Origin of the sequence: Candidiatus Paracoxiella cheracis, from assembly GCF_049348705.1 — a bacterium.
GTDB lineage: Bacteria > Pseudomonadota > Gammaproteobacteria > Coxiellales > Coxiellaceae > Paracoxiella > Paracoxiella cheracis.
Genome location: NZ_CP186485.1, coordinates 540243 through 553001, shown reverse-complemented (window position 1 = coordinate 553001; position 12759 = coordinate 540243). Strand labels below are relative to the sequence as shown.

Here is a 12759-nt window from a genome sequence, read left to right as displayed (position 1 = left end):
TCAGTATAGCGATTCTTACCCGTATAACAATAGTATAATAAGTAATGGAATTAGCTGCATCAGTGCATTGTCATCGATCCATTTGATATTGGGCCATTCCAAACCCACTATCAACGGACCCATCAAGAGTCCTAGTCGCCACGGGGTTCCCAACCACGCAGTGCAAATCCACCAAATACCTGCGATCACAATCACCCCAATAAATGCAACCCACGTTCGACTCAGTTTTGTTTTGCGCAACTCACCTAAAATGGGGTCACCGATGGCGCATGACCAAATAATGGGAATGGCGAAACTGCGATCAGGTGCTAAGATCAACACCAAACAAATACTAAAAATCCCCCATGCAAATGATGAAATCACTTTTTCTTCATGTCGACGATGGCCCACAAAGGTCCAACCGAACATGAGACGAATGGCCTCAACAATGATGTTCACACCAAAAATAACCAGCAGCGATAATTTTGGTGTTAAATGAAAAAAGCGCGCAACAGGTTCAGCGTAAGCGTAATAAAGAAGAGGAACAGCAACAATCGCGATATGAATAACACGCCGAAGAATGTGACCACCGAGCCCACCCACCGTTTGGTCGCTGTGCTTCGTGCTTTCAGATTTACGAACGAACACCCCTTTCCATCCATCAAGCAATTTAATTAATTCATGCCCGTCTTAATCTAGCTACTTCCGGTGAATTGGGATAACTCGCTCGTAAAATGGCGTAAGTGGAATCAGCCATCTTATTCAATCCCATCGACCGATAGGCTTTGACCATAATAGCAAGCGCCTTAACCACTTCTGGTGAGCCCTCGAAATGCTGAACAATATAACTCGCACGGTTAGCTGCGGCCACATAGGCTTTTTTCTGCATATAAAAACTAGCAATTTCAATTTCCCGACGCGCGAATAAATTGCGAATGTAAGCCATACGCAATACTGAATCAGGTGCATATTGACTGTGCGGAAATAATCGCACAACCGTTGCAAATGAAGAAAACGATTGTTGCAACGTACTCACATCACGCGGCGCAGGATCGGTGCCTACCATTTTTTGCAACCACGATAACCCCAACGTAAACCCAACGATGCCACGCATATAATAGGCATAATCTACATTACCGCCACGCGGATATAATCGAATATAACGATCCGCCGCCGCTAGCGCAGAAGGATCATCATTGTTTTTATAATAAGCATAAATGATATCTAACTGCCCTTGCTCCGCATAAGGACCAAATGGATAAATAGCATCCAAGGCTTCAAACTGTTTAACAGCTTGACTATAATCCCCATTCGCCAACGCTCTTTCACCGCCGTTGAAAATAGCCGTTGAAGTTTGGTGTCGGAATGACTTGTAGGGATCTTGATTCTTTTTGGAACAACCCGCAATCAGTGCAATCAAAATAAAAATTAGTGCGATTTTTTTCATGAGTCCCTCACCTATAAAAATAGATGCCATTATAGAGCAACTGAACTCAGAACTGAATATAATACTTTGAATGAAGAACAACAAAATACAATTAGAGGGTGTAATATCCCTAGAACTCGAAGGGCGCCGACTCGATCAAGCATTGGCTAAATTGTTTCCACAATACTCACGCGCTCAATTACAAACTTGGATTCGGGCAGGCGCTGTTGAAGTTGATGACCAAATTCAAACGCTACCGCGTGAAAAAGTTTTTACAGATCAAAAAATTAAAATCATCGCTCACTTAAAAGCCGATGAACGATGGGAAGCCCAGCCGCTATCGTTAAATATCATTTATGAAGATGAAGCACTCATCATCATTAACAAACTTGCCGGAATGGTCGTTCACCCTGGCGCTGGCGTCAGAAACAACACTTTAGCAAATGCGCTATTGCATCATGCACCAGAACTCGCCACCGTGCCTCGCAGTGGGATTATCCACCGGCTGGATAAAGACACCACCGGCCTACTCGTCATCGCTCGCAGCCTGGAATCCCACCATGTATTAATCAAGCAGATGAGTGAAAGAGCTATCAAGCGCGAATACGAAGCAATTGTGAACGGCGTGATGGTCGCGGGCGGCACCATTGAGACCGACATCGGACGCCATCCCACGCATCGCACGAAAATGGCCGTTGTCACCGAGGGTCGAAAGTCGATCACACATTATCGCGTCAAAGAGCGATTTCGTGCACACACCTATATCCGAGTTATGCTGGAGACAGGCCGTACCCACCAAATTCGGGTTCATATGGCTCACATCCACTATCCGTTAGTCGGTGATCCCCTTTATGGCAGAAAAGGAATTCCGGCCAAACTATCCGAACCCTTAAAAGAAGCATTACAAAATTTTAAGCGCCAAGCACTACACGCTGCAAAGCTTACCCTAACCCACCCAAACACGGGGAAAGAAATGACTTGGGAAGCACCGCTGCCTAAAGATATGGCTCATTTATTAACACTACTGCGAGAAGAACCTCATGAACCAAAAGCCGAATTATATTAACCCCGACTGGCCAGCACCCCCAACTATCAAAGCCTATACGTCCACCCGTGTAAATGGTCACAGTAAAGCACCTTTTGATAGCTTCAACTTAGCTACACACGTGGAAGACGACCCTGAAGCAGTATCACAAAACCGCCAACAATTAGTCAGAGAATTAACATTACCCCATGAGCCGATTTGGCTAAAACAAGTCCACGGCACAACGGTCGTGACGCTTGACAGTTATTCAGGAGCCGAACCCGAAGCCGATGCTGCGTTGACCCGCAAACCCAATCGTGTTTGTACAGTATTAACCGCAGACTGTCTTCCGCTTCTATTATGTGATGTGAATGGAAAAGAGGTCGCCGCAGTTCATGCCGGCTGGCAAGGTCTACTCGCGGGCGTGATCGATGCCGCGATTGAATCTCTGAACACCCCACCTGAGAATGTTTTAGCGTGGCTTGGGCCCGCCATTGGTCCTGATTCCTTTGAAATTAATGAAGAAATTAGAGCTTCCTATATCAGTCGTGATAAAAACAATGAGTCCGCTTTTCATCAGCGAAACCAATCTTGGTATGGGAATTTATACGAATTAGCACGCATCAACCTCGCTCGCCATGGGATCAAGCACGTAACAGGCGGAAATTTCTGCACTTATCGCGATAGCCAGCGCTTCTTCTCCTACCGTCGTGCGCAAGGTTTGACAGGCCGGATGGCAACGCTGATATGGATAGAATCCTAGTAAACCGGTACACTATTCATTTTTAAAGCAACCACCAAAGGGTCTTTAGCGCATGAAAAAGTTATTTCACCTCACCCTCGCTATTCTCGCCATCATGATCATTCCGGTTGTAGGTTATGCACACCTACCTACTTCTGTCGATGGCAAAGCCGTACCCAGTTTGGCACCAATGCTCAGCAAAGTAACACCTTCCGTGGTTAACATTCTGGTTGAAAAAGAATTGCCGCAACAACAATATTTATTAGATCAAAACAAACAAGGCAAGCCGAGACAACCCTCCAAAATGATTGGCGTTGGCTCCGGTATAATCTTCAACGCAAAAAAAGGTTACATCATCACGAATGCGCACGTCGTAAAAGATCAAAGAATCATGGTCGTCACTTTAAAAGATGGCCGCCGTTATCGTGCAAAATTAATTGGTGAAGATGAGGGTTATGATATTGCCGTCATCCAAATTAAAGCAACGCACCTACAACAAATGCCTGTTGGCAATTCGAGTCAATTAAAGGTCGGTGATTTTGTGGTGGCCGTCGGCAGTCCGTTTGGATTAACACAAACCGTGACATCAGGTGTGATCAGTGCATTAAATCGATCGAGCCCGCCGATTGAAGGTTTCCAAAATTTTATTCAAACTGATGCACCGATTAACCCAGGTAATTCAGGTGGCGCTTTAATTGACATGGAAGGAAAACTTATTGGTATTAACACCGCCATTGTAACGCCAAATGCTGGCAGTATCGGCATTGGCTTTGCGATTCCCAGCGATATGGCTGTAAGCGTTGCTAATCAATTAATTAAATATGGCAAAGTGAAACGAGGGATGTTAGGCGTTTTAACGCAAAACATTACACCCGAACTAGCGGATGCACTGCATCTCAAACACGATCGCGGTGCAATGGTAACGCAAATTATTCCCAATAGTCCTGCAGAAAAGGCCGGCTTACAAGCTGAAGATGTGATTGAATCCGTCAACGAGAGTTCCATCCGTAATTCAGAACAATTACGCAACATGCTCGGCATCATTGCGCCAGGAACGGCTATCAAAATCACTGTCTTGCGTGATCATCAAGAAAAGATGTTAACTGCGACTGTTGGCAATCCTAAAACCATTCAAATGCAACGTGAACTGCCATTTCTTGGCGGCATGCGCTTGCAAAAATTCAGTGACCTCGAAGCAGATGGCACGATTATCAAAGGGGTTTTAGTGATCAGCGTCTCTGATACGAGTAACGGTGCGATGGCTGGTTTAATTCCAGGAGACGTTATTTTAAGTGCGAATGGAACACCAGTCCCAACAGTGAATGAACTAATCAATGTTGCCGAAAGTAAACCGGATCAAATGCTTTTGAAAGTTTCTCGCGGCACTGGACAATTATTTTTGGTGTTGCAAAATAACTCATGAAAAAGCGTAGTAAAATAATATTAACTGGCATCACTGCTGTCGCGTGTGTTGCGGTCATCGTTTTAGTTTTTTCGCACAAACAGATCAAGCCAGTAACACACGAACTGGCCACAGTGGTCCAAATCAGTCCCGTTGAAGTAACCAATATCCCCGTTATTGCGACGGCAACGGGTAATCTCGCCGCGAATCAGTCAACAAACATTAGCCCAAAAGCGGCAGGATATGTTACAGCAATATTATTTAAAGACGGTCAATTTGTTAAAAAGGGCACCCTTTTAATTAAATTAGATTCGAGCAAAGAAATCGATGATCTCGCTTCTGCGAAAGCCGAGGCAAAGATGAGTCAATTACGATACGATCGAGATGTGAAAGCGTATAAAAAGGGGCTGATTCTTCAAACGGTCGTCTATCAAGACAAAGTCACCAACGAAAAAAACCAAGCACTCGTCAAAACAAATCAAACATTATTGAGTGATATGAGCTTAACAGCACCTTTTACAGGCTATCTCGGCGCTAAATCATTTAGTCTAGGCGATTATGTCACCGCTGGACAAAAACTCGTTAGCCTAGTCGATCAACAACATTTAAAAGTCGTTTATTCATTGCCAAGCTTTTATGCACCAAAACTAAAGGTGGGCCAGTCCGTAATGATCACAGCAGACTTCTTACCCGGCGTCACATTACCTGCGAAAGTTTCATTCATCGCTCCTAGCGTTGATCCCGATTCACAAACGATTCAGGTACAAGCCATCTTGGATAACAGTGACAACGAATTGAAACCCGGACAGTTTGTTAATGTTACACAAACGCTAGGCACAGAAAAAAATGCCATTTTGGTGCCTGAAGATAGTGTGAATGCAGATCTTAGTGGTCATCGTGTATTTGTGGTAAAAAATAATAAAGCCGTTTCCGTGCCCGTTAAAATTGGCGAACGCATTAATGGAAAAGTTCAAATTATGGAAGGCCTTAATGCTCAGGATCGAATCATTACCAAGGGTCAACTCTTACTAAAAGACGGTAGTAAAGTTAAAGTTGCACAACCCAAAAGGGTTTAAACACGCATGAACCTTTCAGAAATATGTATTAAACGCCCTGTTCTCGCCATCGTGTTAAGTCTCATCTTAGTCGTCGTTGGCGTCATGGGGTTTAATTATCTTGATACGCGCTTTTTCCCGAAATTCGAACAGGACACGATTAACATCACCACCAGTTATCCAGGCGCGAGTACAAAATTAGTCGAATCGAGTATTACCACACCTTTAGAAAAAGCTGTGAGTGGCATACAAGGCATCGATACAATTCAATCAGACAGTTATCAAGGCTCGAGTCTCGTTAAGATTTCGGTTAAATATGGCACCAATGTCGAAGAAGTTGCGAATCAAATCCGCGACAAGGTAGACCAAGCGCGATCACAATTACCCAATAACATCGATGCACCGATGGTACAAGTCGGTTGGGGTAACATGGAAATGATGGATGTCGGTTTCACCGTCCCCCACGGTGATGTCGATGCAACTCGAGATTACCTAGACAGATATGTAGTCGATAAAATGGAACAAATTCCCGGTATCGCAAACGTTCAAGAAGTTGGGGCAGATCAATATGCCATGCGCATTTGGATTGACCCTCAAAAAATAGCCGCGCGAGGCTTGAGTATTAACCAAGTCATTGCAGCCATTCAAAATAGCAATCTCGAATTACCAGCAGGTGAGCTGAAAGGCAACACGATCAACTATCCAATTACCGCCGTTACCAAACTAACAACCGCATCACAGTTTAACAACATCATTGTAAAAAATGATAACGGTAACATCATCCGTATTAAAGACATTGGCTATGCAAAACTCGGTAACGATAGCAGCGAGGAAAGCATCGTTAAGTTGAATGGCCAACGCGGTGTGCTACTCAGCATCAACAATGCCACGGATGCCAATCCGATGGATGCTGCAAAACAGGTCAATGATTTCCTTAAAAGCATACAACCCGATTTACCCGCGGGCATGAAAATTGTGCATTCGTTCGATATTTCTGTGTTTATGAATGCAAGCGTTCATGAGGTTTATGTCGCTATCGCTATTGCCATTCTTTGTGTGATTGCTGTTATTTTTATTTTCTTGGGACAACTGCGCACCGTTATTATTCCCATTGCCACCATACCCGTGTGTGTCATCGCAACCTTCGGTTTAATGTATCTACTCGGCTTTACTATTAACGTCATTACCTTATTAGCCTTAGTGTTGTCGATTGGTTTGGTGGTGGACGATGCAATTGTGATGCTCGAAAATATTTATCGTCACATTGAAAATGGCGAAAAACCACTCGTGGCTGCCATTAAGGGTTCCAAAGAAATTACATTTCCAGTCATTGCGATGACTATTACTTTGGCCGCAGTTTATGCGCCAATTGGATTAATGCACAATCAAGCAGCCAATATATTTCGCTCCTTTTCGTTTACGCTCGCTGGTGCCGTATTAATTTCGGGTTTTGTGGCACTCACGTTATCTCCAATGATGTGTTCGCGCTTTCTGAAAGGCAATGTTCGCGAAGCAAAAGGCTACGGACATTTTGTCGAACAATTCTATGATCGCATGGCCAAGGGTTATGGAAATGTCTTAATTCATATTTTAAAAATGCGGATATTGATCGTGCTTGCCGCTGTATTAATTGCGGTTGGTGGCTTTTTTCTTTTCAAACACATACCCATGGACTTCATGCCTCCCGAAGATATGGGCTTAATCGTCGCGGGTTCAAATTCAGCACCTCCTAACGCCAGCATTAAATTTTTAGGTGATCAGTTGGAACAGGCATCAAGTATCATCGTAGGTAATCCCAATGTAGCATCATTCGTTTATATCGCTGATACTGACGCACAGTCATTCAATGCAGCTTTTGCGACGCTAAAACCATATAATCAGCGCACTCAAAGCGCCCAACAAATCGCCAATTCGATCAACACGAAAATTGCACAACTTCCAGGTTTATATGTCTCTGCATTTGCACCTTCTTTCGGTGGCAGCATGCAGCATCAGCTCGAATTCTATTTGGTGGGTTCACTAGGCTATAAACAACTGTCAAAAGACGCCACCGCAATTGTCAATAAGCTTAAATCTTATCCGGGATTTCAAGAAGTGGACGTCAACGTTTCCTATGGCAGCCAACAATATGATATGACCGTGAATCGCGAATTGGCGGGTAAACTCAACGTTACCGTAAAAGATATCGATGACACCATGGCTGCATTGATGGGCGGCAGCAATATATCCACATTTGATATGGATGGAAAAACCTATAATGTTTACGTGCAAGCACTACAAAATGAGTTACATAATTTAAATAGCATCGATAAATTTTACGTGAACAACTCCACCAACGAATTAGTTCCATTAAGCAATTTAGTGACGTTGACACCTGTTCTATCACAGGAAACACTCCCCCATTACAATCGCTTACGTGCGGCTCAAATTGCAGCACAGTTAAAGCCCGGCTATGATTTGGGTACGGTTGTAAACTATCTACAAAAAGAATTACCATCCATTTTACCGAGTGATATCAACTACGCGTTCACGGGTCAAGCTGAGAATTTATTAGAATCCAGCAACAGCATGGGACTTATTTTCTTACTGGCACTCGTATTTATTTATCTCGTGTTAGCGGCCCAATTTGAAAGTTTTCTCGATCCTTTCATCATCATGCTCGCCGTGCCATTATCAATTGTGGGCGCTATATTATCATTAAAAGTTATCGGCGGGACATTGAATATGTATACCGATATCGGCCTCGTTACCCTGATCGGCTTGATTTCCAAACACGGAATTCTCATCACACAGTTCGCGAATAAACTGCAAGAAGAAGGCGTAGAAATGAAAGAGGCTTTGGTGAAAGCCGCTTCGATTCGCCTTCGCCCGATTTTAATGACGACAGCCGCCATGATTTTTGGGGCGCTGCCCTTGTTATTTGCCTCGGGAGCGAGCGCTGAAAGCCGACGTCAAATCGGGACGGTCATCATTGGCGGCCTATTCTTTGGAACTTTCTTTTCACTCGTCGTCGTACCTGTCACTTACAGCTATGCGGCTAAGCTCAAGAATTTCTTGAAACGCATCAGACAGCGAGTTCCTCAAAGTTAATTTTTCAACCTGCCAAGTGGGAGCGCTCACGTGTCATCCCAAACCATGTCACTCCGAGTGAAGCGAGGAGTCTCGTGACCAAAGCACAGCGCCACACGTTTGAGATTTCTCGCGTTGCTCGAAATGACATGATTTTTTCTCATCCCTGATAACCGTTTGGATCCCGGATAATTTTGCATTTCCCTATGCAAAATTTCCGGGATGACGAGGTTACGTTGAGTCATCCACTCTCAAACAGCATTTCAATTGCGGCAGAGAGATTGGGGTTACTGTTTTGCGGGCGTAAGTACCATGGAAGTACTTAGCAGCCAAGGACGGCGATTCCCGAAAAACAGTAACACCAATCGCGTAAGCCAAGCAATTGAAATTCAAGACTATGTGCCCTCGGGATGTGGAGCGTCATTTGCGGGTGATTTCCCGCGAAAAACGAGCCTCGCCATGCTCATGTATTATCTATACATTGCGCTGGCTCGTTTTTATTAAACAGTTGTATTCCTTGCGCCCGGGGAGGTGGTCGTTTTCGCGCGCAGTTGGCTGAAGCAAGCGAAGCGATGCGGAAGCTTGTTTGAGCACGGAAACGATCACCGACCTCAGGGCAAGCAAGGGATACCTTTTTAATTAAAACAGTTGTATTCCTTGCGCCCGGGGAGGTGGTCGTTTTCGCGCGCAGTTGGCTGGAGCAAGCGAAGCGAGCGGAAGCTTGTTTGAGCACGGAAACGATTACCGACCTCAGGGCAAGCAAGGGATACTCCTTAACCTTCAGTCCAGATTAACCAAAGATGGACGTTCCTTCCTACAAAGTAATTAGTTAACAGGAACTTGCTTACAATGCTAATTACCGCTACAGTAACAATAAGTTGAACTCACTAAGGAGACGTCACATGGACAGTGCACAACACCATCGTAAACACTATGTCTTGGAAGGCATCGTTCTCATTATTCTCGGCATATTAGCCATATTTCTTCCTGCATTCACCACACTCAGCTTGACGTTGCTGATCGGGTGGATCCTTTTGATTGGCGGAATCATTCAACTCTATCGCACCTTTAAAGGCGTTAAAGCCTCATCCTTTTGGATTTCATTAATCAACTGTTTGTTAGCGATCATCATCGGGATTTTACTACTGTTATACCCCCTTCACGGCATGATGTTTTTAACATTGTTACTCGGCATCTTCTTTTTGTTTCAAGGCATCACGCAAATTGCCATGGGTATTCAAATCAAACCCATTTCAAACAACTGGGGCTTCTTGGTCGTGAGCGGGATTGTCTCGATCATTTTGTCCATTCTGATTTGGATAAAATGGCCATCCATTTCGAGCTGGTTTATCGGACTACTCGTGGGAATTAATTTGCTCTTGTTTGGAATTTCGCTGTTATTCTTTTCGAAAAAAGTTCAACAGCCATAGCAGCTATTTCATTTCAATTGCACCAGAGAGTATGCAAAAAATATTCTTTAGCCGGCACTCGCAAATTATAATGCGAACTCATGCAATGTCCGTAGGCGCCTACATTCGCGATTAACAAAAAATCGCCCTCTTGAGTTTTGGGAATGAGTCGTGAATAACCGAGCGTATCGCCAGTTTCACAGATAGGCCCAACGACATTCACCATTTGCGTTTTAGGTTCATCTAAACGAGATAAATTAACGATTTCATGATAAGCGCCATACAATGCGGGTCGAATCAACGAATTCATACCCGTCTCAATGCCTACAAACTGCATGTCACCTTTTTGTTTGATCTGCGTGACTCTTGCTAACAACACTCCAGCTTGTGCCACTAAAAAACGCCCCGGTTCAATCCAAATGGAAATTCCAGGATGCGTGGCTTTGATGGCTTGCAAAGAGGCATTCACGGCTACTAAATCTAAGGGTTTTTGCCCGGGTTTTTCGACCACGCCAAAACCGCCGCCAATATCAATGATACTTGCATCCGGAAAATCGGCCAATAGCTCGCTCAATTGTAACGACACGCCTTTCCAGGCTTGCGAATCCAAAATACCACTACCTGAGTGCGCATGTAATCCTACCACTTTAATGCGGTGTTGCTTAATCAATTTACGCAACTGATCAAGCTTTGATAAAGGAATACCAAACTTCGATCCGCTGCCGCAAGTGACAACATGTTTGTGATGCCCATAGCCTTCACCGGTATCGATACGAATAAATAACTCACTATCGACAAATAAATCTGGCCAATGTTCCAAGGGATATACATTATCTAACGTGACATTGATTTTTAAGGCCAGCGCTTTTTCATACTCTTCACGCGGAGCAAAATTGGGTGTAAATAAAATGCGATGGCGATCGATGTTCGGACACAATGTCAGTACATGATTAACTTCTTCCAACGAAACACATTCAAAATTTAATCCGGATTGATAAAAATGCTGCAAGATTTGCGGATGCGGATTTGCTTTAACTGAATAAAACACCTGATCGATCGCATCGCACGCTTTTAAAGCGTTAATTGAATTCGTCAACGTATTTTCATCGTATACATACAGTGGCGAGTCTTGAGCGGCTACTTCTAACAGTTTATTTCTTCGCAACTGCCACCAAGATTCTTCTGTTTTTGAAGTCTCACCAAACTCTTGCACCCAACTTTGATTAAAGTAATAGCTCGCTTCAGTTTGTTCGATCAATAGATTATGAAGTTTTTGCGCGAGGCGCTGTGCCTGATCTTCATCAACCACAAACGTTAAATTCAAATCATTGGCTGCCTGGGATAATAAATGAATTTGTTGCTCCTCAAAAACCTCAAACGCAAAACCCAATCGATGCAAAATGGCGCGAATATTGTGACCGACCAAACTTATCGAAGCACAAGGACCGATTACCTTTGCTTGTGCAAATTGACTTAAATCGTTTAGCAAGCGCTCGATGCTGCACTGGTTTTGATTATTAATGTTGCCATCCAGTGACACCGTCACGCTGGACTCTGACGTGGAAACTAAATCAATTGAAATGCCACGTTTTTTAAAGCATTGAAATACGTCTGCCAAAAAACCTACTTGTTGCCACATTCTCACGGTTTCAATCGAAATTAACATCACACCATATCGTGTCAATATCGATTTGATTTGTACATTCGTGCGATCGCCTTCGAAAGAAATCAATGTGCCTTCTCGTTGTGGATGAGGCGTGTATTTCACATACAACGGAATACCTTGTATTTTAAGCGGTGCGATGCAATTGGGATGCAATACTTTGCCGCCCATCGAGGCAATTTCTTGCGCTTCATCATAATCGAGACGCTTCAAAAAACGCGCCTCTGGAATTTGATGTGGATTCGCCGTGTAAATACCCGGCACATCCGTCCAAATTTCACAACGAATTGCATTGAGTAATACAGCAAGATACGCCGCCGATGTGTCTGAACCACCTCGACCCAGCAACACGGTTTCACCCTGTGCATTGCTTGCGATAAAGCCTTGTGTGATGATGACTGGCTCAACAACGTCGGATAATCGACGATTCACATCGATATCATAACGTGGCTCACAATATGCTGATAAAAATTCGCGATGTGAGTGGCCATCTGATTGCGCTGCGACTAATAATTCACGGGCATCTTGCCAGTGGGTGGAAATCCCAACGCTATTTAAATACGCAGCGGCTAAAGCAGTCAGCATGATTTCACCGTACGCCATAATTTGCGCTTGGGTGCGCGCACTGACTTCACCTAATAATGAAATGCCCTGCACTAATCGTGATAACTGATCGAAATAACTCTGCAAACAATCTGAAAAATCGACTGCCATGGCTTGAGCCAAGGTTTGGTAAATAGCTTGAATCTGATTGAAAATAGTTTCATGATCACCCTGCAGTGCTTTTTCCAACAAAGATTCTAATAAATTCGACACGCCGCTTGGAGCCGAACAAACAATAACGGGGCGTAAATTTTCTGATAAACGTTGTTCGATAATGCCAGCAATATTACGCCAACGATCGATGTCGGCGACACTAGTTCCGCCGAATTTAATAACAATCCACGATGGTGATGATTCTTCAATCACACTGACTCTCCAATACGATCA

9 protein-coding genes are annotated in these 12759 nt (G+C 44.0%); 6 read left to right on the top strand and 3 right to left on the bottom strand.

Going from position 1 to position 12759, the window contains the following annotated elements; genetic code table 11:
- Nucleotides 1–15 precede the first annotated feature (15 nt).
- Nucleotides 16–627: a hypothetical protein gene (locus ACJMKR_RS02870; RefSeq protein WP_423063694.1), complete on the bottom strand. Its 612-nt coding sequence runs from the start codon at nt 625–627 to the stop codon at nt 16–18.
- 31 nt (nt 628–658) lie between these two features.
- Nucleotides 659–1426, bottom strand: coding sequence for an outer membrane protein assembly factor BamD (locus ACJMKR_RS02865; RefSeq protein ID WP_423063693.1), 768 nt, complete (start codon nt 1424–1426; stop codon nt 659–661).
- 70 nt (nt 1427–1496) lie between these two features.
- Between ACJMKR_RS02865 and rluD the strand changes: the two genes are divergently transcribed.
- From rluD to ACJMKR_RS02835, 6 genes are all read left to right on the top strand, one after another.
- On the top strand, nt 1497–2471 hold the full coding sequence (gene rluD / locus ACJMKR_RS02860) for a 23S rRNA pseudouridine(1911/1915/1917) synthase RluD (RefSeq protein ID WP_423063692.1): 975 nt from the start codon (nt 1497–1499) through the stop codon (nt 2469–2471).
- Nucleotides 2446–3192 carry a peptidoglycan editing factor PgeF gene (gene pgeF / locus ACJMKR_RS02855; protein ID WP_423063691.1) on the top strand — a complete coding sequence of 249 codons (747 nt, stop codon included), beginning with the start codon at nt 2446–2448 and terminating at the stop codon, nt 3190–3192. The genes rluD and pgeF overlap by 26 nt, the downstream gene beginning before the upstream one ends.
- A 52-nt stretch (nt 3193–3244) precedes the next feature.
- Nucleotides 3245–4594, top strand: coding sequence for a Do family serine endopeptidase (locus tag ACJMKR_RS02850; RefSeq protein ID WP_423063690.1), 1350 nt, complete (start codon nt 3245–3247; stop codon nt 4592–4594).
- Entirely contained in the window at nt 4591–5649 is a 1059-nt protein-coding gene (locus tag ACJMKR_RS02845; protein WP_423063689.1) for an efflux RND transporter periplasmic adaptor subunit, read from the top strand. Before ACJMKR_RS02850 ends, ACJMKR_RS02845 begins: the two co-directional genes overlap by 4 nt.
- 6 nt (nt 5650–5655) lie before the next feature.
- Nucleotides 5656–8718, top strand: a complete 3063-nt coding sequence (locus tag ACJMKR_RS02840) for an efflux RND transporter permease subunit (RefSeq protein ID WP_423063688.1) — start codon at nt 5656–5658, stop codon at nt 8716–8718.
- An 881-nt stretch (nt 8719–9599) separates the two neighbouring features.
- Complete coding sequence (locus ACJMKR_RS02835) at nt 9600–10127, top strand: HdeD family acid-resistance protein (RefSeq protein ID WP_423063687.1); 528 nt, start codon at nt 9600–9602, stop codon at nt 10125–10127.
- 13 nt (nt 10128–10140) lie between these two features.
- Here ACJMKR_RS02835 and ACJMKR_RS02830 read toward each other — a convergent pair whose 3' ends face one another.
- On the bottom strand, nt 10141–12738 hold the full coding sequence (locus tag ACJMKR_RS02830; RefSeq protein WP_423063686.1) for a bifunctional aspartate kinase/diaminopimelate decarboxylase: 2598 nt from the start codon (nt 12736–12738) through the stop codon (nt 10141–10143).
- Between the last annotated feature and the right edge of the window lie 21 nt (nt 12739–12759).